This window comes from Glaciimonas sp. OK215, assembly GCF_057787885.1.
The window spans coordinates 2,347,168-2,371,909 of record NZ_CM173544.1; the positions used below are offsets into that span (position 1 = coordinate 2,347,168).

Annotated in this window: 18 protein-coding genes; 10 read left to right on the plus strand and 8 right to left on the minus strand. The window is 60.8% G+C overall.

Going from position 1 to position 24,742, the window contains the following annotated elements; all coding sequences use genetic code 11:
* Positions 1-5: 5 nt before the first annotated feature.
* On the minus strand, positions 6-1,193 hold the full coding sequence (locus AC3CHX_RS10535) for an acyl-CoA dehydrogenase (RefSeq protein WP_488643965.1): 1,188 nt from the start codon (positions 1,191-1,193) through the stop codon (positions 6-8).
* Positions 1,194-1,424: 231 nt separating this feature from the next.
* Between AC3CHX_RS10535 and AC3CHX_RS10540 the strand changes: the two genes are divergently transcribed.
* The 4 genes from AC3CHX_RS10540 to AC3CHX_RS10555 all read left to right on the plus strand — a co-directional run bounded on the left by AC3CHX_RS10540 (position 1,425) and on the right by AC3CHX_RS10555 (position 5,712).
* The gene (locus tag AC3CHX_RS10540) at positions 1,425-2,333 is read left to right on the plus strand and encodes a LysR family transcriptional regulator (protein ID WP_488643966.1); all 909 of its coding nucleotides are present in this window, start codon (positions 1,425-1,427) and stop codon (positions 2,331-2,333) included.
* Positions 2,334-2,436: 103 nt separating this feature from the next.
* Positions 2,437-3,234: an aspartyl/asparaginyl beta-hydroxylase domain-containing protein gene (locus AC3CHX_RS10545; protein ID WP_488643967.1), complete on the plus strand. Its 798-nt coding sequence runs from the start codon at positions 2,437-2,439 to the stop codon at positions 3,232-3,234.
* A complete protein-coding gene (locus AC3CHX_RS10550; protein ID WP_488643968.1) occupies positions 3,222-4,220 on the plus strand; it encodes a hypothetical protein in 999 nt (332 codons plus the stop codon). The genes AC3CHX_RS10545 and AC3CHX_RS10550 overlap by 13 nt, the downstream gene beginning before the upstream one ends.
* A gap of 196 nt (positions 4,221-4,416) precedes the next feature.
* On the plus strand, positions 4,417-5,712 hold the full coding sequence (locus AC3CHX_RS10555; protein WP_488643969.1) for an NRAMP family divalent metal transporter: 1,296 nt from the start codon (positions 4,417-4,419) through the stop codon (positions 5,710-5,712).
* A 14-nt stretch (positions 5,713-5,726) separates the two neighbouring features.
* Here the strand turns inward: AC3CHX_RS10555 and AC3CHX_RS10560 are convergent, their stop codons facing one another.
* The 5 genes from AC3CHX_RS10560 to AC3CHX_RS10580 are packed head-to-tail and all read right to left on the minus strand — an operon-like array spanning position 5,727 to position 14,008.
* Positions 5,727-8,468, minus strand: a complete 2,742-nt coding sequence (locus tag AC3CHX_RS10560) for a molybdopterin-dependent oxidoreductase (RefSeq protein WP_488643970.1) — start codon at positions 8,466-8,468, stop codon at positions 5,727-5,729.
* A gap of 13 nt (positions 8,469-8,481) precedes the next feature.
* On the minus strand, positions 8,482-9,711 hold the full coding sequence (locus tag AC3CHX_RS10565) for an NAD(P)/FAD-dependent oxidoreductase (RefSeq protein ID WP_488643971.1): 1,230 nt from the start codon (positions 9,709-9,711) through the stop codon (positions 8,482-8,484).
* Positions 9,711-10,058: a nitrite reductase small subunit NirD gene (nirD, locus tag AC3CHX_RS10570; protein ID WP_488643972.1), complete on the minus strand. Its 348-nt coding sequence runs from the start codon at positions 10,056-10,058 to the stop codon at positions 9,711-9,713. Before nirD ends, AC3CHX_RS10565 begins: the two co-directional genes overlap by 1 nt.
* 52 nt (positions 10,059-10,110) lie before the next feature.
* Positions 10,111-12,684, minus strand: coding sequence for a nitrite reductase large subunit NirB (gene nirB, locus AC3CHX_RS10575; RefSeq protein WP_488643973.1), 2,574 nt, complete (start codon positions 12,682-12,684; stop codon positions 10,111-10,113).
* Between the two features lie 13 nt (positions 12,685-12,697).
* A complete protein-coding gene (locus tag AC3CHX_RS10580; protein WP_488643974.1) occupies positions 12,698-14,008 on the minus strand; it encodes an MFS transporter in 1,311 nt (436 codons plus the stop codon).
* Between the two features lie 489 nt (positions 14,009-14,497).
* Here AC3CHX_RS10580 and AC3CHX_RS10585 point away from each other — a divergent pair, with 489 nt between their 5' ends.
* The 5 genes from AC3CHX_RS10585 to AC3CHX_RS10605 all read left to right on the plus strand — a co-directional run bounded on the left by AC3CHX_RS10585 (position 14,498) and on the right by AC3CHX_RS10605 (position 19,896).
* Positions 14,498-15,253 (plus strand): COG4705 family protein, encoded by a 756-nt coding sequence (locus AC3CHX_RS10585; protein ID WP_488644791.1) that lies wholly within the window; start codon positions 14,498-14,500, stop codon positions 15,251-15,253.
* A 126-nt stretch (positions 15,254-15,379) separates the two neighbouring features.
* The gene (gene zwf, locus AC3CHX_RS10590; RefSeq protein WP_488643975.1) at positions 15,380-16,774 is read left to right on the plus strand and encodes a glucose-6-phosphate dehydrogenase; all 1,395 of its coding nucleotides are present in this window, start codon (positions 15,380-15,382) and stop codon (positions 16,772-16,774) included.
* Positions 16,771-17,478, plus strand: a complete 708-nt coding sequence (locus AC3CHX_RS10595; RefSeq protein ID WP_488643976.1) for an HAD family hydrolase — start codon at positions 16,771-16,773, stop codon at positions 17,476-17,478. The genes zwf and AC3CHX_RS10595 overlap by 4 nt, the downstream gene beginning before the upstream one ends.
* The gene (tal, locus tag AC3CHX_RS10600; protein ID WP_488643977.1) at positions 17,475-18,578 is read left to right on the plus strand and encodes a transaldolase; all 1,104 of its coding nucleotides are present in this window, start codon (positions 17,475-17,477) and stop codon (positions 18,576-18,578) included. The genes AC3CHX_RS10595 and tal overlap by 4 nt, the downstream gene beginning before the upstream one ends.
* A gap of 19 nt (positions 18,579-18,597) precedes the next feature.
* A complete protein-coding gene (locus AC3CHX_RS10605; RefSeq protein WP_488643978.1) occupies positions 18,598-19,896 on the plus strand; it encodes a glucoamylase family protein in 1,299 nt (432 codons plus the stop codon).
* Here AC3CHX_RS10605 and tkt read toward each other — a convergent pair.
* Entirely contained in the window at positions 19,819-21,957 is a 2,139-nt protein-coding gene (gene tkt, locus AC3CHX_RS10610; RefSeq protein ID WP_488644792.1) for a transketolase, read from the minus strand. The two genes, AC3CHX_RS10605 and tkt, sit on opposite strands and share 78 nt — an antisense overlap.
* Positions 21,958-22,390: 433 nt before the next feature.
* Between tkt and AC3CHX_RS10615 the strand changes: the two genes are divergently transcribed.
* Positions 22,391-23,740 carry an IS4 family transposase gene (locus AC3CHX_RS10615; RefSeq protein WP_488644793.1) on the plus strand — a complete coding sequence of 450 codons (1,350 nt, stop codon included), beginning with the start codon at positions 22,391-22,393 and terminating at the stop codon, positions 23,738-23,740.
* Here AC3CHX_RS10615 and AC3CHX_RS10620 read toward each other — a convergent pair.
* Positions 23,688-24,614 (minus strand): POTRA domain-containing protein, encoded by a 927-nt coding sequence (locus AC3CHX_RS10620; protein WP_488643979.1) that lies wholly within the window; start codon positions 24,612-24,614, stop codon positions 23,688-23,690. The genes AC3CHX_RS10615 and AC3CHX_RS10620 overlap by 53 nt on opposite strands.
* Positions 24,615-24,742 lie beyond the last annotated feature (128 nt).

Genomic DNA, 24,742 nt, shown 5'->3' on the forward strand with positions numbered 1-24,742 from the left:
CCTTTTTAGTTTGCGAAAGCTGGGATGCCGGTAATCGCGCGGCCCAGGATCAGGGCATGGATGTCGTGAGTCCCTTCGTAAGTATTCACAACCTCAAGATTCACCATGTGGCGGATGACAGGAAACTCGTCGGAAATGCCGTTGCCGCCGAGCATGTCGCGGGCGACACGGGCGATCTCCAGCGCCTTGCCGCAGGAGTTGCGTTTCATGAGCGAGGTGAGATCCACTGCGGCAGTACCGTCGTCCTTCATGCGGCCAAGTCGAAGGCAGCCCTGCAGGCCGAGACTGATTTCAGTGACCATGTCGGCCAGTTTTTTCTGAATCAGCTGGTTCGCGGCTAACGGGCGGCCGAACTGCCGGCGGTCGAGGACGTATTGGCGCGCTGTTTCGTAGCAGGATTCGGCCGCGCCCAAGGCACCCCAGGCGATCCCGAAGCGGGCCGAGTTCAGGCAGGTGAATGGTCCCTTGAGTCCGCTGACGCCGGGCAGCATGTTTTCTTTCGGCACGAACACCTGGTCCATGATGATCTCACCGGTGACCGAGGCACGCAGGCCGACCTTGCCGTGGATGGCCGGGGCGCTGAGGCCCTTCCAGCCCTTTTCAAGAATGAAACCGCGGATCACGTCGTCCTCCGTCTTGGCCCAGACGACGAATATATCAGCAATGGGGGAATTGGTGATCCAGGTCTTGCTACCCGAGAGCAGGAAGCCACCGTCCGCCTCGCGCGCCCGGGTGATCATGGAGCCGGGGTCGGAACCGTGGTTCGGCTCGGTCAGGCCGAAGCAGCCAACCCACTCGCCGCTGGCGAGCTTCGGCAGATACTTGCGCTTCTGTTCCTCGGAACCGAATTCGTTGATCGGCACCATCACCAGCGATGACTGGACACTCATCATCGACCGGTAGCCAGAGTCGGCGCGCTCAATTTCCCGCGCGATCAGGCCATAGGCGACGTAGCCCAGGCCGACGCCGCCATACTCTTCCGGAATGGTCGCGCCCAGCAGGCCCAGTTCACCCATTTCGTTGAAAATGGCGCGGTCGGTTTTTTCATGGCGGAAGGCATCCTGGACCCGCGGCAGCAATTTTTCTTGCGCATAAGCGCGGGCGGTGTCGCGCACCATGCGCTCTTCCGCGCTCAGTTGCGCGTCCAGCAGTAAAGGGTCTTCGTGATGGAAGCGAACTTTATTGGTACTCATGACAGCTTTCTCCTGTGTTTTTTCGGAATATGTCGGTTGGTACAAGACGCTTGCTGCGAACGCATCAAACAATAACGCCCTGTATGCAGCGCCATACTAATTCGGGCGGGCAAGAGCGACAACCGACAATAATGCACCACCATGTGCGTAAGACGCACTTGTTAAAGTCTGCAAGCAATCCGGGAAGCGTGCTATTTTTCAGGTTGCCACGTCTTTTACGAGAACCGCCGGATGCGCAGAAAAATCCCCAATACAACGACACTCGTCGCCTTTGAGTCGGCAGCCCGGCACGAAAGTTTTACCAAAGCGGCAAGTGAATTGTCGCTGACCCAGAGCGCCGTCTGCCGCCAAATCGCCAGCCTGGAAGAGTTCCTCGGCGTTCCGATGTTCCGCCGCACCAAACGCGGCGTGGTCCTGACCGAGGCAGGGCGCTCCTATAGCCGGCAGATTGCCACCCGGCTTGACGCCGTTGAGCGCGACACCCTGTCGATCATGGCGCAGCAGGGCATGGGCGTGACTATCGAGCTGGCGGTGGTGCCGACCTTCGCCACGCGCTGGCTGATGCCCCGCCTGGGGCGTTTCCACGCGGATCACGCCGGCGTGACCGTGAATCTGACGACCCAGACGCGCCCCTTCCTGTTTGACCAGACCGAATTCGATGCGGCGCTGTACTACGGCAATGCCGGCTGGCCCGGCACCGAGGCGCACTTTCTCATGCGCGAATACCCCGTCCCGGTCTGTAGCCCGGCGCTGATGAACGGCGCCGCGCAACTCACGCCGGACCAGATTGCCGGACTACCGCTGCTGCAGCAGAGCACCAGACCCTACGCCTGGCGCGACTGGTTTCATTCGCTCCAAAGAAAGTTCCCGCACGACATGACCGGAACCCGCCTCGAACTCTTCACCATGCTGGCCCAGGCGGCAATGCAGGACATGGGCGTGGCCCTGATCCCGCCCATGCTGATTGAAGAAGAGTTGCGCTCCGGCAAGCTGGTGGTGGCCTGCGATCATTCGTTCGAGGACGAAAAGGCCTATTTCCTGATTTTTCCCGAACAAAAGTCGGAAAAAGCGCTGCTGCAGGCATTCCGCGACTGGCTGGTGGCGGAAGCGCTGGCTTATCGGCAGACGCTGGGGACTTGACCACGGGTTCGGCTTCCATGTTCGGCGCGCTTTACCATATTGACGCCATGCCAACCGAATTTTCGGGCTAGAATCCCTGCAACCCGTTTGATCGCATCCAACCATGCCCAACCCCTTGCCGCTGTGTTCCCGCCTGCCGCTCGCCGTCGATGTCGCACCGCTGCTGGCGGCGTTGGCGCGCTTGCCGCCAGATGCCTGGCAGCCGCATTTCAATACCGCTTACTTCAGCGGCGATTGGAGCGGCGTGGCGCTGATCGCGCCGGCCGATGCGCCGACTGCGCTGGCGCCCGGCTGTGGCGCGCCAACGGCGACGCCCGCGTTTCGGTGTGACCCGGCCTGGCAGGCGCTGCTGGCGCTGATCGATGCCCCCATCCGTAGCGCACGCTTGCTGCGCCTGGGGCCGGGTGCGCGGATTCGCGAACATGCCGACCACGATCTGGCCGGCCCGGATAGCGATCTGCGTCTGCATCTGCCGTTGCGCAGTCACGCGGAGGTCGAGTTCTTGCTCGACGGCCGCCAGGTGCCGATGCTGCCGGGCGAGTGCTGGTTTCTCGATCTTTCCCGTCCGCATCGGGTCGACAATCCCAGCGGCCATGAGCGCATCCATCTGGTGCTCGATTGCCGGCCCGGCCCCTGGCTGCTGCAGGCGATCCAGGCCGGTGTGCCGGGCACGCCGGCGCTGGGCTGTAGCCGGGGCAGCCGCGCCTTTGCCGCTTTCCAGGATCGGGTCGCGTTTGATGCCGGCCTCGCCGATGTCTTGTTCGCGCTTGAGGACAGTGCCGATTTTGTCGACACCGTGGCGGCGCTCGGGCTGGAATACGGCCACGTTTTCAGCGGCGACGACGTGCAGGCGGCGATGCGGCAAAACCGCAAGCGCTGGCGGCAACAATGGCTGGCTTGAGCATGACGGGCGCTGCGCACATGCCGCTGGATTTCCACGACTGGCTGCCGATTCGCGCCTGGGACGATGGCGGCAACTGGCGCATCGACTGGGCGCGCTTCGGTGCGCAGGCGCTGACCGAGCCGTTTTTCCGCGATAGCGTCGAGGAGGCGCTCAAGCGGCCGTTCAATCTCGCTTTCCGGCGAGATACGGCACTGGGGGCTTTGCTCGACTGGCAGCAGCGCCGCCCCGGCATTGCCCCGACGGCATTTGTTTTCCACGCCTCGCGCTGCGGCTCAACGCTGATCGCCCGGATGCTGTCGCGCCTGCCCAGCCACACCGTGCTGTCCGAGCCGCCGCCGCTGGATGCCTTGCTGCGCGCGCATTACACTGTGCCGCAGATGGCCGCCGTCCAGCCGGACTTGTTGCGCGCCTTGCTGTCGGCCTACGGTCAACGCCGCCGCGGCAGCGAACGGGCGCTGGTGGTGAAGCTGGATGCCTGGAACATTTTCGAGCTGCCGCTGCTGCGCCGCTGTTTTCCGGGCACGCCGTGGATTTTTTTGTATCGCGATCCGCTGGAAATCGTGGTCTCGCACCTGCGCCAGCCGGGCAGCCACATGGTGCCGGGCCTGATCGGCGCGTCGCCGCTGGCATTCGCGCCGGAACAGGCCATGTCACGCGCTGAATTCGCCGCCCGCACGACCGGCCGCATCCTGGCGGCGGGTGCCGAGCATTGCCGCCGGCATGGCGGACTGGCGCTGAACTATGACGAACTGCCGGATGCCGTGACCGGCCGCCTGGCCGGTTTGTTCGGGCTGGAACAGGCGGATTTGCCAATCGCGCTGGCCGGCAGCCGCCATCACGCCAAGCAGCCGCTGCAAGTGTTCGCATCCGACCGGGACGGCAAACGGCGCGCGGCCGATGCCGAGATTGTTGCGGCGGTGGCGCAATGGGCCAGCGGCCCCTACGCCGAGCTGGAAGCGTTGCGCAGGGCTAGCTTGTTGTAGTCGCCGCGCGCACCGGGCCACGGATGGGCTTACAGCGCAAAACATTTATCTCCTCGGTATCGAACGCAGCTATGATGATGGCGCTTGATGCAGCGCATCATCATGCATTGATCCCTGCAGTATCATCACCCTAGCGCTGCTTTGTCGCGCAGAAAACCCGGCAAGCAACTAGGTTGCAGACTTCATCAGGAACAATATGTCATATGTGGCGGAAGCGGCAAAGGCTGAAGACGCAAGCCCGGAGTCATGGTTAAAGAAACTCGGCCCGGGCCTGATTACCGGCGCCGCCGATGATGATCCGAGCGGGATCGCGACTTATTCGCAGGCCGGGGCACAGTTTGGCTTCGGCATGCTGTGGACGGTGTTGCTGACTTATCCCCTGATGGTCGGCATCCAGGTGGTCAGCGCCAAAATCGGCCGGGTCAGCGGTCATGGCCTGGCCACGAATATTCGCCGGCACTATCCCGCATGGCTGCTGTATGCCATCGTCGGACTTCTGTTAGTTGCCAATACGATCAATATCGCAGCCGATGTCGCGGCCATGGCGGAAGCCTTGAAATTGATGGTAGGCGGCGGCCCCACCCACTGGTATGCCGTCGGCTTCGGCGTGGTGTCGCTGTTGCTGCAAATATTTATGCCGTATAACCGTTACGTGCGTATCCTGAAGTGGCTTACCCTCACGTTGCTCGCGTACGTTGCCACGGTATTCGTCGTGCGCATACCGTGGACGCAGGTGCTGACGAATACCTTGTTGCCGCATTTGTCATGGAAGCCGGCATACATCACCACCGTGGTCGCGGTCTTTGGCACCACGATCAGTCCTTATCTGTTCTTCTGGCAGGCCTCGCAAGAGGTCGAGGACCTGCACGCCGATCCGCAGGCAAGGGCGCTGAAGTATGCGCCCGAGCAGGCAAACGCCAACTTTCGCCGCATCAAGCTCGATACGTTTATCGGCATGGCATTTTCCAATCTGGTGGCATTTTTTATTATTTTGACGACAGCGCTTACCCTGAACCTGCACGGCATCACCGAGATTCAAACATCGGCGCAGGCAGCGTCGGCGCTGCGTCCGATTGCCGGCGAATTTGCTTTCTGGCTGTTCAGTGCCGGCATCATCGGTACCGGTTTGCTCGCCGTTCCGGTATTGGCCGGCTCTGCCGCGTTTGCGATGGCCGGTGCATTTCATTGGCGCAATGGACTGGAATTAAAGCTGATTGTGGCAAAACGCTTCTACGGGATTATCGCCATATCGACGGTGATCGGCGTCGGGCTCTGTTTTACGCCCATCGATCCAATCAAGGCGCTTTACTGGAGTGCGGTCATCAACGGCGTCATTTCCGTACCGATCATGGCGGTGATGATGCTGATGGCGGCGCGCCCGGATATCATGGGGCGCTTCGTCATCAGTGCCAGGCTGAAGCTGTTGGGCTGGGTCTGTACGGCAGTCATGGCCATTGCGGTGGCCGCGATGTTCTGGTCGCAGGGAAAGTAAAGGTGCCCTGTCGACTAGCTTGCCGTTTCCTCGGCAAGGGTCGCCACCAGCAGTTTCTTTAATTCAGGTACGCACGATCCGCAGTTGCCGCCCGCTTTGAGGCAAGTCGTCACCTGCGCCACGGTTGTCATCCCCTGTTGCCGGATCGCGTCGCAGATCGTATTGCGCCCGACACCGAAACACGAACAGACAGTCGGTCCGGCATCGACGCCTTTTTCGATAGGCTGCCCGATCAGCAGGCCGACCCGGTCGGCATCTTCCAGCTGGTCTTTTGCAAATAAACCGGCCAGCCAGGCGCGCGAGGGAAGGTCTGGCCGAGGCGAGAGGAATATGCAGGTATCGATGCGATCGTCGACCAGGTGTGCGGCACGGTAGACGCCGGCAGTCGTGTCCTCATATTCAATCCAGTCGGCATCCGGATCGTTGCATGCCAATAGCTGGCGGACCCATTTGCCATGATCGTCGATCAGATTCCGGCCCGCGAGTTCATAGCGCGCAAAGGCACGCCCTTGAATCCGGGTCCAATGGGTGACGCCATCGAGCGCCAGTTCATGGCGACTCAGGACGAAGCCATGCCAGGCCACAGGGAATTCCTCTACCCGTACCGGCGTATGCTTGAACTCCGGTTCGCCGGAAACAGGGTCGACGACCGGGTTGACTACTGCGCCGATGCGCGCGTCCGATGCCGATTGATTGTTCCAATGAATCGGCACAAAAATACTGCCGCGCGCGATCCCGCCGCCATGCTGCACTCTTGCCACCATCGCTCCCCATTGCGACGAAACGCGCGCCAGACTACCCTCGCGTACACCATATAGCAGCGCGTCTTGCGGATGCATGTCGACAAAGGATTCGGGAACGTGGTCGGCCAGTTTGGGCGATTTACCGGTGCGCGTCATGGTGTGCCACTGATCGCGCACGCGGCCGGTATTCAGTGTCAGCGGATAGTCTTCATCCGGCGCATGCACCGGTGCCCGTGGGGGCGTGGCAATGAAACGCGCCCGGCCGTCGGCATGCGCATAACGACGGTCGGTGAACAGGCGCTGCGTGCCGCTGCGTTCACCGGAGGCGTCGCGCACGACCGGCCACTGGATCGGCTGCAAGGCATCGAATTGGGTTTTGTCCATCCCGGTCAGGCCCGCCAGATTGAAGACGCGCGGCTGGACCTCGGCGCTCGCCGCGCCATTCCGAAATGCGCTCAATCGCGCGTGTTCATCAAAAATCTCGTGGACGCCGCTGTAGTCAAATCCCTGGAAACCCATGCGTTGCGCCACATCGCACAACATTTTCCAGTCGGCACGCGCTTCCCCGGGGGGCGTCAGAAAGGCACGCTGCCGCGAGATGCGCCGTTCGGAATTGGTGACCGTGCCGTCTTTTTCACCCCAGCCCAGGGCTGGCAGCAGCACATCGGCGAAAACGTTGGTATCGGTTTTTTCGATGATGTCGGAGGCAACCACCAGTTCGCATTTGGCCAGCGCGCGTTGCACCTGATCGGCATCCGGCATGCTGACCATCGGATTGGTGGCGATGATCCACACCGCCTTGACCCGGCCTTGTTCGATGGCCTGGAACAGGTCGACCGCCTTGAGTCCCGGCTTGTCGGCAATCCGCGGCGCGTCCCAGAATGTTTGCACGGTCTGGCGATGCGCCGCATTATCCAGTTCCATATGCGCGGCCAGCATGTTGGCCAGACCGCCGACTTCGCGGCCGCCCATCGCATTCGGCTGGCCGGTGATGGAAAACGGCCCCATGCCGGGCTGGCCGATGCGGCCGCCGATCAGGTGGCAGTTGATGATGCTATTGACCTTGTCGGTACCGGCAGACGACTGATTGACGCCTTGCGAAAAGGCGGTGATGACTTTTTCGGTCGCTGCGAACATCTGGTAAAACGCCAGCAAATCCTGCACATCGACCTTGCAGATTTTTGCCACCGTCAGCGGATCGGCACTGCTGGCGTCAGCCGCTGCAAGCGCATCGCCAACGCCATTCGTATGTGCGTCGACAAAGCTGGCATCGACGCCGCCGTTGCGCGACAAAAAGTGCAGCAGGCCGTTAAACAGCCAGACATCGGTCCCCGCCTTGACCGGCAAATGCAGATCGGCCAGCTCGCCGGTAGCGGTACGGCGCGGATCGATCACGACCAGCTTCATGTCGGGCCGGGTTTCCTTGATCCTGGCGATGCGCTGGAACAGGATCGGGTGGCACCATGCGGTATTCGAACCGACCAGTACCACCAGGTCTGCGAGTTCCAGGTCGTCGTAGCAAACCGGCACCAGATCTGCGCCGAACGCGCGCTTGTGCCCGGCGACGGCGGACGACATGCAAAGACGCGAGTTGGTATCGATGTTGGCGCTGCCGATGTAGCCTTTCATCAGCTTGTTGGCAATGTAGTAATCCTCGGTCAGTAGCTGGCCGGACACATAAAATGCCACGGCATCCGGGCCATGGCGAGCGATGATATCGCTGAAACCCAGCGCGACTTTATCCAGGGCCTGGTCCCAGCCGCTGCGCTGCATGGTATTGGTCGCGGGATCCCGTACCTGCGGGTACAGCAGGCGGCCATCGAGCGCGACCGTTTCGTCCAGCGCAGAACCTTTGACGCACAACCGTCCGGCGTTGGCGGGGTGTGCGGTGTCGCCGGCAATCCCGATTTTTCCGTCTGTCTGCACGGTGGCGCGTACCCCGCAACCTACGCCGCAGTATGGGCAGGTAGTGAGTACGCTGGTGGCTGATAGCGGAGGTTGGGAGAGGTTCACGTTAGATTCCTGATCAGGCGGCCTGGGCGCAGAGCGCTTGCCCAAACAGCAATTTGTTGCGTAGCGGGGAGATATCGGTGTGGTTCTGAATCAGGTCAAAATACCAGGGGCCGTCTTTGACATCGCCATACAGTACCGCGCCGACAACCAGATTGTCCTTGAGCACCAGTCGTTTATAAATGCCGCGGCGCGGATCGCGCATCACCAGGTCTTCGCTGCCGTCGCCGCCGATGAAATCGCCGGCCGAGTAGAGGTCGACGCCGGTGACTTTGAGCTTGGTCGCCGTGGCTTGCTGCACGTAGCGGCGATGACCGGCACCGGCCAGATGCGCGCCGCAGACCCGGGCCTGATCCCAGATCGGCGCCACCAGGCCAAACGTCGCCATTCTATGTTGTACGCATTCTCCCACTGCATAAATACGCGGGTCGTAAGTTTGCAGGGTATCGTCCACCACAATCGCGCGTTCGCAATGCAGCCTGGCTTGTTGCGCCAATGCAATGTTCGGTCGTACGCCCACGGCCATCACCACCAGGTCCGCTGGAATTTCGCTGCCGTCCTTAAAACGCACCGCCGTGACGCGTTCGGTGCCGACGATTTCACTGGTGTTGGCTTCGAGCAGGAAGCGCATGCCTTTCAGTTCCAGCGCTTTCTTGAGCAGGACGGAAGCGGATTTATCCAGTTGCCGCTCCATCAGGCTGTCGCAGACGTGCACCACGGTGACGTCCATGCCCTGACGCAACAATCCATTCGCCGCCTCCAGCCCGAGCAAGCCGCCGCCGATCACGACTGCATGACGGTGATTGCGCGCGGCATGCAACATGGTTTCCACATCCTGGATATCGCGGAAGGCAATCACGCCCGGCAACTGATGGCCCGGCACCGGAATGATGAATGGACTGGAACCGGTTGCCAGCAACAGGCGGTCATAGGCCACCTCGACGCCGGCGCGCGAACGCACAGTGCGGCGACGGCGATCGATCGCTTCGACCGGATCGCCGGCATGCAATGTGATGTTGTGTTGCCGATACCACTCGCGCGTATGCAACATGATGTCGTCCACATGTTTGTCGCCGGCCAGCAGCGGCGACAACAATATGCGGTTGTAGTTGCCATGCGGCTCGGCCCCGAACACGGTGATGTCGTATAGCTCGGGCGCCAGTTTTTGCAGCTCTTCGACCGTGCGCATGCCGGCCATGCCGTTGCCGATGACCACCAAGGATGGTTTAGCTTGCTTGGCTAACACTATGCACCTACCCAGACCTGGCCGCCGTCGATGCGCGCCGGATAGGCGCAAACGGAATGCTCCGGGGCTTCCAGGCACTCGCCGGTTTGCAGATCGAAATGATGCTTGTAAATCGGCGAGGCAACCACGATCCGTTCACCCAGATTGCCGACCAGCCCGCGCGACAGCACCGCGGCTTCGGAATTCGGGTCGTAGTTGTGAATCGCGAAGACGCGGTCTTCACCGTCATTGACGTGGAAGATGGCAACTTGTTCGCCATTGATCAGTGCGCACACGCCGGTATTCGGCACGATCTCGTCGAGCCTGCAGACCGGGATCCAGTTCTTCAGTTGGCGATCGCTATGCATAGTTTTTCTCCCGGTTTCAATTGATGACGTTTCTGTAACGAATCGGTAACACCTAAGCGGCTTCCACGACGACAGGAATATTGATCAGCTTTTTTTCCTGCGGGGTGGCAGGGCGGATCTGGCCGCGCTCTTCCATGAACACCACGGTCTGGTCGGCTTGATCGCTGTTGACGAAATGACGGAAACGCTTGCGTGTTTCCGGATCGGTCACGGCTTTTTTCCATTCGCATTCGTAAGTGTCTACTACTTGCTGCATTTCCGCTTCCAGTTCGACGGCAAGCGCCAGCTTGTCCTGCACGACCACCTGTTTCAGGTAATCCAGGCCGCCCTCCAGGTTGTCGCGCCAGACGCTGGTACGTTGCAGGCGGTCGGCGGTACGCACATAGAACATCAGGAAACGGTCGATGTAGCGAATCAGCGTCTCCTTGTCCAGATCGGACGCGAGCAGTTCGGCATGGCGCGGCTTCATGCCGCCATTCCCGCAGACATACAGGTTCCAGCCTTTTTCGGTGGCGATGACGCCCACGTCCTTGCTTTGCGCCTCCGCGCATTCGCGGGTGCAGCCGGATACGGCGAATTTGATCTTGTGCGGGGAGCGCAGCCCTTTGTAGCGATTCTCCAGTTCGATCGCGAGACCCATGCTGTCGTCAACCCCATAGCGGCACCAGGTCGAGCCCACGCATGACTTCACGGTGCGCAGCGACTTGCCGTAGGCATGGCCCGACTCAAAACCGGCAGCGATCAATTCTTCCCAGATCGGCGGCAATTGCTCGACCCGCGCGCCGAACAGATCGACCCGCTGACCGCCGGTGATCTTCGTGTACAGGCCGTACTTCTTTGCTACCTGGCCGACCGCGATCAAGCCATCGGCCGTGACTTCGCCGCCGGGCATGCGCGGTACCACGGAATAGGTGCCGTCCTTCTGAATATTGCCAAGGAAGTAATCGTTGGTGTCCTGCAGGCTGACGTGTTCTTTCTTCAATACGAAATCGTTCCAGCAAGAGGCCAGAATACTCGCCGTCAGCGGTTTGCAGATGTCGCAGCCCAGTCCTTTGCCATGCTGCGCCAGCAAGGCGTCAAACGTTTTGATCTTGCCGACCCGCACCAGATGGTAAAGCTCCTGACGCGAGTAGGGAAAATGTTCGCAGACATGGTTATTGACCGCCATGCCTTGCTTTTTCATCTCGGACTTCATGATCTGCGTCACCAGCGGCACGCAACCGCCGCAGGCGGTGCCGGCCTTGGTGCAGCTCTTCAACGCACCGATGCTGGTGGCGCCGTCGCAGACGGCAGCGCACAGATCGCCTTTGGAAACATTGTTGCAGGAGCAGATTTGCGCCGCGTCGGGCAGGGCATCGACGCCGAGACCCGGCTTTGCCTGGCCGTCGGATTGCGGCAGGATCAGGAATTCCGGCGCTTCCGGCAATTCGATGCGGTTCAGCATCATTTGGAGCAGCGTGCCATATTCGGTGGCGTCGCCGACCATCACGCCGCCGAGCAGGTATTTACCGCATGCGGACACCACGATTTTCTTGTATATCTGTTTGCGCTCGTCGGTAAACTGGTACGAGCGGCTGCCGGCTTCCTTGCCGTGCGGATCGCCGATGCTGGCGACATCGACCCCCATCAGCTTGAGCTTGGTGCTCATGTCGGCGCCGGTGAATTCCGGCACGGGGATGCTGGTGCCGGTATCGGCGTCACACTCTGCCAGCATATGCCCGGCAGCGATACGCGCCATGTCGTAACCCGGCGCCACCAGGCCGTATATCTTGCCGTTCCACAACGCGCATTCGCCGATCGCGTAGATATCCGGATCGGAACTGCGGCAGCTATTGTCGATCACGATGCCGCCGCGTTCGCCGACCTTGAGTCCGCTGTCGCGCGCCAATTCGTCGCGCGGCCGGATCCCGGCCGAGAACACGATCATGTCGGCATCGAGGTGGCTGCCGTCGTCGAAATTCATGCGGTGCGTGCCGGTCTTGCCATCGACAATTTCCAGCGTGTTTTTTTGGGTATGGGCAGTGACGCCCAGTTCTTCGATTTTCTGGCGCAGGATGCGGCCGCCGCTTTCATCCACCTGCACCGCCATCAGGCGCGGGGCGAACTCGACCACATGGGTTTCCAGTTGCATGTCGCGCAGGGCTTTGGCGCACTCCAGCCCGAGCAGGCCGCCGCCGATCACCACGCCGGTCCGGGACCGCTTGCCGCACTCCAGCATCGCTTCCAGGTCTTCGATCGTGCGATACACGAAGCAATCCTTGCGCTGGTTGCCGGCCAGGGTCGGTACGAAGGGATAGGAGCCGGTAGCGATCACCAGTTTGTCGTAAGGCAGTGTTTCAAGCGCGCCGTTGACATTGAAGGTAACGGTCTTGGCGGCGCTGTCGATCAACTGCGCCTTGGCATTCAGCTTCAGTGCGATATCGCTGCGCTCGAAAAAGCCGGGCGCCACCAGCGACAGGTCTTGTGCCGATTTGCCGGAAAAGAATTCCGACAGGTGCACGCGGTCATACGCCGGACGCGGTTCTTCACACAATACGGTGACTTCCAGATGCTGCGCGCCGCTGTCGGCTAAACTTTCGAGGAATTTATGGCCGACCATGCCGTGACCGATGACGATAATTTTCATGAGCTGGGTCTCCTTAAGCGGTGATGTTGTTGCTGACCAGCAGTTGCTCGTCGGCTGTGTGCGCCGCGCTGAAACGGACGGCAATCGCGCACAGCGCGGAGACGCTGACGAAAATACCCAGCAGGCTCAGCGTTTGCTGCACATCTCCCAGCCCTTTCATCAGAAATCCGGCCAGCACCGCGCCCACGTTCCCCCCCGCGCCGATGATGCCGGCGACACCGCCCAGCGCCTTGCGGTCGATGAACGGCACCAGTGCGTAAGTCGCGCCACATGCCATATGCGTGAATAAACCGAAGCCAAGCATGGCAACGACAGCCAATGTCACGCTATTTGCGTGGGCAAACCAGAGCAGGCCCAGACCTTCGCCAATCATCATGACGAACAGCAACGTTGTGCGGGAATTCAAATTCCCGCGCAAGGCCACCTTGTCGGATAGCCAGCCGCCCAAGGCGCGCGCAAACAGGGCCAGCAAACCAAAGCTGGCGGCCGCCAGGCCCGCGCTCTTCAACGAGAGACTGAAATGATCGACGTAATAAATTGCGGCGATGTTGTGAATGAAAATCTCGACACCGAAGCAGGCGCCATAAGTAACGAACAGGAGCCAGACGCGAAAGTTGCGGCTGGCGGCGCGGAAGCTCGCCCAGCCGCCTTTTTTGCCGCCTTCTACCGCGATGCCTTGTGCGCGCAACTCGGCGTAATTGCCTTGCGGACAGTCTTGCGTAAAGCGCCAGTAAACCACGCCCATGATCAGCATCAACACGCCCGGTACCAGCAGGGCAAGACGCCAACCCATGGTTTGACTGACGCCCATCATCAACAGCGCAGTCAACAACAGTGGCATCAAAGCCTGTGCAGCGCCGCCACCGGTATTGCCCCAGCCAGCCGCCGCCGCGTTGGCGGTGCCGACCACATTCGGCGCGAACATGACTGAGGTGTGATATTGGGTGATGACGAAACTGGCGCCGACAGCACCGATGCACAAACGAAAGAACAGGAAGCTTTCGTAGCTTTGCGACAGCGCCACACCGAGCACCGGGATCGCGCCCAGCAGCAACAAGCCGGTGTAGGTTTTGCGCGGGCCGAAGCGATCGCACATGGGACCGATGACCAGCCGCACCAGAATTGTGACGGCCACTGCGGCGATATTGATATTCGCAATTTGCCCGATGGATAAGCCAAATTCGCCTTTGATGACAGGCATCAGCGGGGCGCAGGCAAACCAGGCGAAAAAGCAGGCGAAGAAGGCCATCCAGGTCAAATGAAACGCGCGCATTTGCGGAGTGCCGAAGCTGAAGAGTTTGATGCTGGTTGCTTTGCTGGTCATGATCATTTTTATCCCATAAAAACAAAAAGGCGCCCGCTCAGCCTGGTGGTATACCTAGCTGGGCGGACGCCGTTGTCCTGGCAGATCCATCGTTAGATCTGCGTAAATAGTTACTGAATCATCGTTGACTCTGTCGATGGGATATAAGCAAATCCCATGCCAATGTGGATTCGCCTGGAAGGCGGGGATTTACGGGCGGTTTGGGTGGCAGCGCCCGAACAATGCGCATTTTTTATATTGGCACGCATTCAAATGGTGCGGTTTCCGCCAGTTTTTGGGGCGGATGATCTTTTGTCATGGCACGAATTAATCTTTCACAAAAAGCCATCATTTTTTTTCCCCTGCGCCGAGTCGTCGTGTTTCAGTGCGGCAACGCGCGTCTATGTTTCTCCTAAGTTTCAACGGTCATAGTGAGCCTTGCCATTTAGCCCATTGATCCTGTCAGGACAGACCACGATGAATAAACCTCTGAATGAAAGCACGGCGCGCATGCGCAACAAACTTCCTCAAATCACGCTTTTGTTCTGGATCATGAAGATATGCGCCACCACGCTGGGCGAAACCGGCGGCGACTTGCTGTCCATGACGCTCAACGTCGGCTACGCCGCCAGTTCGCTGATTTTGATCGCGGTATTCCTGGTCACGCTGGTAACCCAACTGGCTTCGAAGAAATTCCATCCCATTCTTTACTGGACCGTCATTCTATCGACCAGCACGGCCGGTACCACCATGTCGGATTATATGGACCGTACGCTGGGCCTCGGCTATGCCAGGGGCTCGCTGATTTTGACGACCATCTTGCTGGCAATTTTCGCCTTCTGGCGTTTCAGCGAAAAATCGTTGTCGGTTCAAAACATCAAGACCTTCAAGGTCGAGCTGCTGTACTGGACCGCGATCCTGTTTTCCAACACGCTGGGCACCGCTTTGGGGGACTTCCTGGCGGATAGCTCCGGCCTTGGTTTTGCCGGCGGCGCTTTCCTGGTCGGCAGTTTGATCGGGTTGGCGATATTCGCGGCGTTCTACACCAGAATCTCCAAAGTCTTCCTGTTCTGGGCGGCATTCGTGCTGACGCGTCCTTTCGGCGCAACCCTGGGTGACCTGCTCACCAAGCCCGTCGCGAAAGGCGGGTTGAATTTCGGCACCGTCGGATCGTCGATGATCCTCCTTTCGGTGCTGGCGGCATTCGTCGTATACACCACATGGGAACACCAGCGGACGATGCGGCTGGCTGAGTACCAAGCATGATGGGGGATAAGGCGGCTGGGCCGCCCGGGCGCACGAATTCATCGTAGAATCACTCTTGAGCTTGAGGTTGGGATCAGGATCTAAAGCAGGTCGCGTCCCAGGATCCTTAAGCAAGGAGGTTTGACGATGACGGCATGCCACTCCGACGCCTTGGTTTTCTTCGGTGCCACGGGCGATCTGGCCTACAAGCAGATATTCCCGGCACTGCAGGCAATGATCAGGCACGGCCATCTCGATCTACCGATTATCGGGGTGGCGAAATCCGGCTGGAATGTCGATCAACTCCGGGACCGCGCGCGCGCCAGCCTGGAGCAGCATGGCGGCCTGGATGCCGATGCGTTTGCGCAACTCGCGGGGCGGCTCCAATACATCAGTGGCGATTACCAGGATGACGCGACGTATCAGCAATTGCGCCGGGCATTGGGAGACGCAGTACGGCCGCTGCACTATCTTGCCATTCCACCCAGCATGTTCGAGTCCGTCACACAAGGGCTCGCCAAATCCGGCTGTGCGCGGGAGGCCCGGGTGATTGTCGAAAAGCCTTTTGGCCGCGATCTTGCTTCGGCGCAGGCGCTGAATCGCACCCTGCGCAAATTCTTTGCCGAAGATGCTATTTTCCGCATCGATCACTATCTCGGCAAGGAGGCGGTCGAAAACCTGCTTTATTTCCGGTTTGCCAACACCTTCCTTGAGTCGGTCTGGCAGCGCGACTATGTTGCGAGTGTGCAGATCACGATGGCCGAGCAATTCGGCGTGCAGGGGCGTGGCGCTTTCTATGAGGAAGTGGGAGCGATCCGCGACGTGATACAGAATCACATGCTGCAAGTGATGGCGCTGCTCACGATGGAAGCCCCGATGGATGGCGCTGCGGGTTCGGACGCAATACGTGACGAAAAGCTGCGCGTCTTGGGTGCGATGCGTCCGCTGGTCCCGGCGCAGGTTGTGCGTGGGCAGTTCCGCGGTTACCGCGACGAGGCCGGCGTGGCGCCCGACTCACAGGTCGAGACGTTCGCTGCGCTGCGCTTGCATATCGACAATGCGCGCTGGGCAGGGGTGCCTTTGTATATCCGCGCCGGCAAACAATTACCGGTGACGTGTACCGAAGTGATGGTCAAACTCAAACCGCCGTCACACGTGATATTCGATGCGGCTGACTCCGGCCAGTCGAACTATTTCCGTTTCCGGCTCAGTCCGGATCGCTTGATTGCGCTCGGCGCACGGACCAAAGTGCCTGGGGAGGCAATGGCGGGCACAGCAACGGAACTTGTCGCGCATCACCATCCTGGCGCCGAAATGACACCCTATGAACGCCTGCTCGGCGACGCCCTCCGTGGCGACGCCTCGTTGTTCGCACGCGGCGATTCGGTCGAAGCAGCCTGGCGCGTGGTGGCCCCTATCCTCGGCAATGCGGTGCCGGTTGCCGGGTACGAACTGGATACCTGGGGACCAGCCGCAGCCGGTCAGATCATGGCTGGCGACGATCGATGGCACAACCCGGCAGCGCAGGAAGCGTCCCCATGAAAACCCGGGATGAGATCGTTTTTCTGCTTGATTGCGATAACACGCTGCTCGACAACGATCGCGTGCAGGACGATCTACGGGCCCATCTGGCCCAGGAATTCGGCGTCGAGAACCGCGACCGCTACTGGAAAATTTTCGAGGAGTTGCGCGCCGAACTGGGATACGCCGACTACCTGGGTGCATTGCAACGCTATCGCCTCGGCGCAATGAACGACCCGCGGCTGCTGCAAATGTCCTCGTTTCTGGTGGACTATCCGTTTGCCGAGCGCTTGTACCCGGGCGCGCTCGAGGTGATCGAACATCTTGGCGCTTGGGGGCCGACGGTGGTTCTGTCGGATGGCGACGTGGTGTTCCAGCCGCGCAAAATCCAGCGCTCGGGCCTATGGCAGGCGGTCGAAGGCCGCGTGTTGATCTATATTCATAAAGAGGACATGCTCGATGACGTCGAGCAACGCTACCCGGCCCGTCATTACGTCATGGTCGATGACAAGCTGCGCGTCCTGGCGGCAATGAAGAACGTCATGGAAGCGCGGCTGACGACCGTCTTTCCGCGCCAGGGACACTACGCTCTCGACCCGCACAACAACGCCACTTATCCAGCCGCCGACCTGACGCTCGCGCGTATCGGCGATTTGATCAATCACGACTTGCCGGCCCTGCTGGATGCCGCTCGCGCGACGCCTATTGAAAAGAGGTCACCATGAATGCCACCGAACATCTGCACGAGCTTGGTCAAAGCCTGTGGCTCGACAACATTACGCGCGGACTACTGGTAGACGGCACGCTGCAGCGCTATCTGCGCGACTTCGCTGTCACCGGGCTCACCTCGAACCCGACGATCTTCGATCACGCTATTCGCAACACGGCATTCTACGACGAGGCGATTCGCGCCAAGGCCGCCGCAGGAAAATCAGGCCAGGCCCTGTTTCTCGAGCTGGCGCTGGAAGACCTGACGCAGGCCGCCGATCTGTTGCGCCCCATCCATGCGGCGACGGCCGGCGTCGACGGCTGGGTCTCGCTCGAAGTCTCGCCGTTGCTGGCGAACGACGCAGCAGGGACGGTGCGCGAAGCCGCGCAACTCCATGCGCGCGCACAACGGGCCAATCTATTTATCAAGATTCCGGGTACGCCGGCTGGCGTCATTGCGATTGAGGAGGCGATTTTCGCCGGCGTGCCAATCAACGTCACGCTGTTGTTCTCGCGCGAACAATACCTCGCTGCGGCTGCCGCCTACCTGCGCGGCATCGAGCGCCGCATCGCCGCCGGGCTGGATCCAAAAGTCGCTTCGGTCGCCTCGATTTTCGTCAGCCGCTGGGATGTGGCCGTCAAGGACAAGGTTCCCGCAGCACTGTCCAATCGTCTTGGGATCGCCGTCGCACAGCGCACCTACCGGGCCTATCGCGAACTATTGGTTTCGTCACGCTGGCGCGCACTGGCAGACGCCGGCGCTCAGCCGCAGCGCCTGCTATGGGCCAGCACCGGCACCAAAGACCCCGCCGCACCGGATACGCTGTATCTACAGGCACTCGCGGCACCCAACACCATCAGCACGATCCCCGAAAAGACCTTGCTTGCTTTCGCCGAGCATGGCACGGTGAACGGCAGCATGGCGGCGGACGGCGACGATGCGGAAGAAGTACTCGCTGCCTTTGCGCAGGCCGGCGTGAACAAGGCAGCGCTGGCCACCCAGTTGCAGCGTGAGGGCGCTGAAGCTTTCAGCAAGTCCTTGAGCGATTTGCTCGAGGTCATCGCCATCAAGAGTGCAACGCTTGCGAAAACCGCATCCGGCGCGAGTGCAGGATGATGACCATCCGGACAGCGCCATGAACCGAAAAATACTGACTACCGAAGCCGAGCTGGAAATGCTTCAGCGCGAGTCATTCAGTTATTTCATGCATGAGACCAATCCGGCCAACGGTCTGGTGATCGACAAGAGCGCACCCGGCTGGCCGGCCAGCATCGCTGCCACAGGTCTTGCGCTGGCGGCATATCCGGTTGCGGTCGAGCGTGGGTTCATCGCGCGTGCGGCGGCGGCCACGCGGGTCCTGACCACGCTGCGATTTTTCTGGAACAGTCCGCAGGGCCCCGAGGCCGGCGCCAGCGGGTACCGGGGTTTCTATTACCACTTTCTGGACATGCAGACCGGCCGCCGTGCCTGGGAATGCGAACTATCGACGATCGACACGGCCTTTTTGCTGGCCGGCGGCCTGACTGCGGGCCGATATTTCGACGCCGCGACGGCCGATGAGGGTGAAATCCGCACCCTGGCCGAGGCGCTCTATCAGCGCGCCGATTGGGACTGGGCGCAGGCTGAGGGCGGGGCGGTGTCGCTCGGATGGAAGCCGGAAAGCGGCTTCCTGCCATATCGCTGGAAGGGCTACGACGAGGCGCTGCTGCTGTACATTCTCGGACTCGGCTCGCTGACGCATCCGTTGCCCGTGTGCAGTTACGAGGATTGGGCATCCGCCTATCAGTGGGAACGCAGCTACGGCTACGATTATCTGTACGCCGGTTCGCTGTTCACGCACCAGCTTTCGCATATCTGGGTGGATTTTCGCGGCATACAGGACCCGTTCATGCGGGCCAAGGGCATTGACTACTTCGAGAACAGCCGCCGCGCGACGCTGGTTCAGCAGCAATATGCGATAGACAATCCGCACGGGTTCGCCGGCTATGGCGACTGTTGCTGGGGTATCACCGCAAGCGACGGCCCCGGCCCGGCGATCATCGAGGTGAACGGCATCCAGCGTGAATTCTTCGACTATGTGGCACGCGGCGTGCCGCATGGACCTGACGACGGCACCATCGCGCCCTGGGTGGTGGTGGCTTCGTTGCCGTTCGCGCCGGAGATCGTACTGCCGACCATCGACCATTTCGTGCATGAGATCGGTTTGAAAGCCGGTAATCCGTACGGTTTCAAGGCGACCTACAATCCGACCTATCCAGGTAAATCGCATAACCCGTATGGCTGGGTATCGCACTGGCATTTTGGCATCAACGAAGGGCCGATCATTCTGATGATCGAGAATTATCGCAGCGAATTGCTATGGCACCTGATGCGGGACTGCCCCTACATCGCCAACGGTTTGCGGCGGGCGGGTTTCACCGGCGGCTGGCTCTGAGCGCAGCAGGGCAAGCGCGCGCTGGCAAACGTTTTCGACGGTGAACCCGTATTCGCGCAGCAGCACCGCGCCGGCAGCCGACGCGCCGAAACGGTCCAGCGCGAGCACATCGCCGCGCTCGCCCACATAGCGATGCCAGCCTTGGGCCACACCGGCCTCGACCGCCAGCCTGGCGCCAATCGACGGCGGCAACACCGCGTCGCGATATTCCTGCGGCTGGGCGTCGAACAACTCCCAGCTCGGCATCGAGACAATCCGCACCTGGACCTTCTGCAGCAGCAGTTGCTGGCGCGCGGCCACGATCAGCGCGACTTCCGAGCCGCTGGCGATCAGGATCAGTTCAGCCTGGCCGTGCGGGGCGTCGGCCAGGATGTAAGCACCGCGCCGCAAGCCGTCGGCGGCGGCAAATTCTGTGCGGTCGAGGGTGGGGACATTCTGCCGCGTCAATACCAGCGCCAGCGGCCGCTCGCATGTTTCGACCGCAACGCGCCAGGCGCTGGCGGTTTCGTTGGCATCGGCGGGACGGATCACGATCAGGCCCGGCAGCGCGCGCAAGCTGGCAAGCTGCTCCACCGGTTGATGCGTGGAGCCGTCCTCGCCCAATGCAATGCTGTCGTGGGTAAACACGTAGACCACGTGCAGGCCCATCAGCGCGGCAAGGCGGATCGACGGCCGCATGTAATCGGAGAACACCAGGAATGTTGCGCCGAACGGCAACACGCCGCCATGCGCGGCGATGCCGTTCATGAGCGCGCCCATGGCATGCTCGCGCACGCCAAAGTGCAGATTGCGACCGGCATAACTCCAGCCACCGCCGTTGGAGCCCTGGCGGTCGCTGGCGCTGACGCCGGGCGGCGCGAAATCCCCCAGCCCTTTCAGCGCGGTATAGGTTGATGGGTCCAGATCCGCCGAGCCGCCGATCAGCGCAGGCATGAGCGCAGCGATGGCGTTCATCACCTGGCCCGACGCGACCCGTGTGGCCATGCCTTTGAGGTCCGCCGGAAACTGCGGGATATCGGCATCCCAGCCGGCGGGCACGGCGGACATTCCGGCACGCATACGTTGCCGCAATTCCAGCGCGAGTGCGGGGAATTGTTTTTCGTAGGCGGAAAATTTGTCGCGCCATGCCGCCTCGCTTTTCTCGCCGCGCTCAGCCGCTGCCAGAAAATGCGCGCGCGCCTGGGCGGGAATATAAAACGGCGGTTGCTCCGGCCACCCGAGGTTACGCTTGGTCAACCGCACTTCTTCCACGCCGAGCGGCGCACCATGCGCCTCGAAAGTGTCCTGTTTGTTGGGGGAGCCATAACCGAGATGCGTCCGCACCAGAATCAGCGAAGGCCGCCTGGTTTCTGCGCGGGCGGCACTCAGCGCCCGCTCGATCGCCGCCAGGTCATTGCCGTCCGCAACCGATTGAATGTGCCAGCCATACGCCTCGAAGCGGCGCGCCCGGTCCTCGGTAAAGGTCATCGCGGTGCCGGCGGAGAGCGTGACCGCATTGTCGTCATACAGGTAAATCAGCTTGCCCAGTTGCAGATGACCGGCCAGCGACGCCGCTTCCGAGGCGACGCCTTCCATCAGGTCGCCGTCGCTCACGATCCCGTACGTAAAATGATCGATCATGTCGAAGCCGTCGCGGTTGTAGCGGGCGGCCAGATGCGCTGCCGCCATCGCCATCCCGACGCCATTCCCGAAGCCCTGGCCAAGCGGCCCCGTGGTCACCTCGACGCCGGGCGTCAGGCCGCGCTCCGGGTGACCCGGCGTGAGGCTGCCCCATTGGCGAAATTGCCGGAGTTGCGCCAGCGGCAGGTCGTAGCCTGTCAGGTGGAGCAGGCTGTACAGCAGCGCCGAGCCATGCCCGGCGGAAAGCACGAAGCGATCGCGGTCGAACCAGTGCGGATTGGCCGGACGGTGTTTCAGGAAGCGCGTCCACAGTACATAGGCCATCGGCGCCGCACCCAGCGGCAAGCCGGGATGGCCGCTGTTGGCTTGCTGCACGGCATCGACTGACAGAAAGCGCAGCGTGTTGACACACACATCGTCCAGAGCAGAGGTGGAAAGCATTGAGTTCATGTGGCAACTCCTTGAGTTTGGCGATTGCATCGGCCGACGCAAGCTGGCAGGAAATTTGTTCAAAGACCGAAAAACATCCGTCGTCAGACGTTTTCTTGTCATCCTAACCTACCTGAGGGGAGTGCGCAGATGAGCGACAGCGCAGGGGTCGTGCGTGTTCAGTAGGCATTCAAGTGCATTGTGAAAGACGCAAGGCTTTTGACATGAACTCAATCCGAGTTACCTTTTTTTTTACAAAAAATATTCCATTGATTCCAAACCATATGAATCAATAATGCTGGAATACCTATTAACGCACCTCGTTATACACAAGTCTGACACTTCTCTGACCAGACACAAAAATCTCGTTAACTTTCAATGACTTGCCGCAGCCCTTGTAAACTGGCGCCGTTTCAGGGTTACTCTCGTCTTTTGCGTGAACGAATTGGCTATCGCACCGGCACCCTGGACAGAGACAGAATTTGAACAACTCGACCTGGGCGATGCGCGCCTGAACAAGCGAGCGAGGATATTGATGGAGCGACTGGCAGCCGAGCCGACGGCGAGCGTGCCCAAAGCCTGCAATGGCTGGGGCGAGACGATGGGGGCATATCGCTTTTTTGACAATGCAGCCGTTGACTGGCGCGAGATTCTGGAGCCGCACTGGCAGCGGACGCAGGAGCGGATGAGAGCGCAGCCGGTGGTGTTGTGCCTTCAGGATAGTACCGAACTTGACTTCAATGGCCAGTCGGCCCGTGGCCTTGGCCCGCTGAGCTATGAGGCGCAGCGCGGCATGTACCTGCACCCGACCTATGCCGTCACGACCGAGCGCGAGCCGCTGGGCATTCTCGACGCCTGGATGTGGGCGCGTGAAAAAAAAGATGCTTCTGGAAAGCGCGGCGGACCGAAGGAAAGCCTGCGCTGGGTCGAGGGTTACGAACGGCTGGCCGAACTGGCGCCGCAATTGCCCGCCACCCGCTTGGTGTACGTGGCCGACCGCGAAGCGGACATGATGCCTTTGATGGCACGTGCGCTGCAATTGGGGACGCCGGCCGATTGGCTGGTGCGCGCCAAGCACAACCGCTGCCTGCCGGACGGGGACACCTTGTGGGCACACACCTGCATCGGGGAAGCGCTGGGACAAATCGAGTTTGCGATGTCGGCGCGGCACGGCGTGAAGGCACGTACGGTCCGTCAGCAACTGTGGGCACGTCGCGTCGAACTGCCGGCCGGAAAAGGCAAGACGGTCAGCGCTACCTGCATCATTGCGCGCGAGATCGACGCGCCGGCCGACGTCAAACCGATCGAATGGCGTTTGCTCACTAACCGCGATGCAGAAACGGTCGAAGCTGTTGTTGAACTCATCAATTGGTATCGCTGCAGATGGGAAATTGAAATCCTGTTCGATGTGCTGAAGAATGCGTGCCGTGTCGAGGCACTCCAGCTTGGCGCGATCGAACGCATCGAGCGCGCGCTCGCGCTGTATCTGGTGGTGGCATGGCGAATCGCCCATCTGATGCGGCTGGGGCGAACGTGCCCTGACCTGGATGCGAAATTGTTCTTCGATCCGGACGAGATCCAGGCGGCTTACCTGCTGCGCAACAAGGTACCGCTGGAGAAGCCGCGGCTGAATGACGTCGTGCGCCAGATCGCATGCCTGGGTGGCTTCCTTGCCCGCAAAGGTGACGGCGAGCCCGGCGTCAAGACAATCTGGCTGGGTTTGAAGGATGTTCACGTGGCGGTCAAGACAATGCGTGCGCTACGCAGAAATGTCGCTCAGCAGACTTGTGTATAACGAGGTGCGTTGTAGGCTTTAAATCCGTCTTTGTCCTGCGGATCGTTGGTGTAGCCATGAGCGAGCAGGTACCCTTGGCGCCGCTGTCGTCCAGATTGGCGCTCAGCTTCCACGGCTTGCTGCGTTTCACGGCAATCACGACATCGCTTTCGCCGGGAACGTCACCGGGCACGATTTGCATATCGACGTCCCGGCTCGGGACGCGTTTCATCTGCTCCAGGCCTTGTTCCAGATCGCGCAGGCTGAGCAGTTGACCGGGACCGGTCGGGAATGCATTGCGCCAGGTGCCGTAGAGAGTGGGATCGGTAAAACGGATAGCGCGGATCACCCCCGGGACCAGAGTCAATCTCAGCACCCCTGTCGATAAATCCTGCGCGGGAATGCCGATGCGGGTGGTGCTGTAGCCCTGGCGCAGGATCAGGCCGGTCAGGCGTTGGACGATCAGGTTCAGGCCTTCTTTGCCGATGCAGGCAGCGGCGTATTGACGCAGATAATCCTGGGCGAAACGGAAAGGATCGTGCGGTAAATCGCTGGCACCGGCCAACCGGTTGGCGGGCGATAGCTGGCGCGGGACGTCGAGGACGAACTGCTGGATGGGGAAGCAGGGAGATTCGGCCGGCAGCGCCAGCGTGTCGGCAGACTCCACTGGCATTGCGCTGCGCAGATCGACATTCGGCGCCCGCAACTGCCGTTGGCGTTCCAGGGCTTCGGCCTGACTGCGGCGGCGCTGTTCCTGTTGGACGCCGGGCGCCGCTTGCAGAGACAGGGCGTGGCCATCGTGCAGCACGCTTGCCAATAGCAGCAAGCATCCGATTCCCTTTGCATAGCGCGACACTCCCTCGGCGCCATTAGTCGACAAGATGTACGTACCCATACGTTGCTTTCTTTGTTATTCCCCGAGGGAAAATTCTACAAAGCAACCTTTGAACTTGCTATTGGGAAACTCCCTAAAAAGGTGGGGTTTTGCAATCGTTGCAACATAACTGAAACGACTGCAACGCA

Excerpts from the sequence above, each read along its gene's own strand:
- AC3CHX_RS10540 (WP_488643966.1), top strand. The coding sequence starts at position 1,425 with ATGCGCAGAAAAATCCCCAATACAACGACACTCGTCGCCTTTGAGTCG.
- AC3CHX_RS10545 (WP_488643967.1), top strand. The coding sequence starts at position 2,437 with ATGCCCAACCCCTTGCCGCTGTGTTCCCGCCTGCCGCTCGCCGTCGAT.
- AC3CHX_RS10555 (WP_488643969.1), top strand. The coding sequence starts at position 4,417 with ATGTCATATGTGGCGGAAGCGGCAAAGGCTGAAGACGCAAGCCCGGAG.
- AC3CHX_RS10620 (WP_488643979.1), bottom strand. The coding sequence starts at position 24,614 with ATGGGTACGTACATCTTGTCGACTAATGGCGCCGAGGGAGTGTCGCGC.
- zwf (WP_488643975.1), top strand. The coding sequence starts at position 15,380 with ATGACGGCATGCCACTCCGACGCCTTGGTTTTCTTCGGTGCCACGGGC.
- nirB (WP_488643973.1), bottom strand. The coding sequence starts at position 12,684 with ATGAAAATTATCGTCATCGGTCACGGCATGGTCGGCCATAAATTCCTC.
- AC3CHX_RS10550 (WP_488643968.1), top strand. The coding sequence starts at position 3,222 with ATGGCTGGCTTGAGCATGACGGGCGCTGCGCACATGCCGCTGGATTTC.
- AC3CHX_RS10605 (WP_488643978.1), top strand. The coding sequence starts at position 18,598 with ATGAACCGAAAAATACTGACTACCGAAGCCGAGCTGGAAATGCTTCAG.
- tal (WP_488643977.1), top strand. The coding sequence starts at position 17,475 with ATGAATGCCACCGAACATCTGCACGAGCTTGGTCAAAGCCTGTGGCTC.
- AC3CHX_RS10585 (WP_488644791.1), top strand. The coding sequence starts at position 14,498 with ATGCGCAACAAACTTCCTCAAATCACGCTTTTGTTCTGGATCATGAAG.
- nirD (WP_488643972.1), bottom strand. The coding sequence starts at position 10,058 with ATGCATAGCGATCGCCAACTGAAGAACTGGATCCCGGTCTGCAGGCTC.
- AC3CHX_RS10580 (WP_488643974.1), bottom strand. The coding sequence starts at position 14,008 with ATGACCAGCAAAGCAACCAGCATCAAACTCTTCAGCTTCGGCACTCCG.
- AC3CHX_RS10595 (WP_488643976.1), top strand. The coding sequence starts at position 16,771 with ATGAAAACCCGGGATGAGATCGTTTTTCTGCTTGATTGCGATAACACG.
- AC3CHX_RS10535 (WP_488643965.1), bottom strand. The coding sequence starts at position 1,193 with ATGAGTACCAATAAAGTTCGCTTCCATCACGAAGACCCTTTACTGCTG.
- tkt (WP_488644792.1), bottom strand. The coding sequence starts at position 21,957 with ATGCTTTCCACCTCTGCTCTGGACGATGTGTGTGTCAACACGCTGCGC.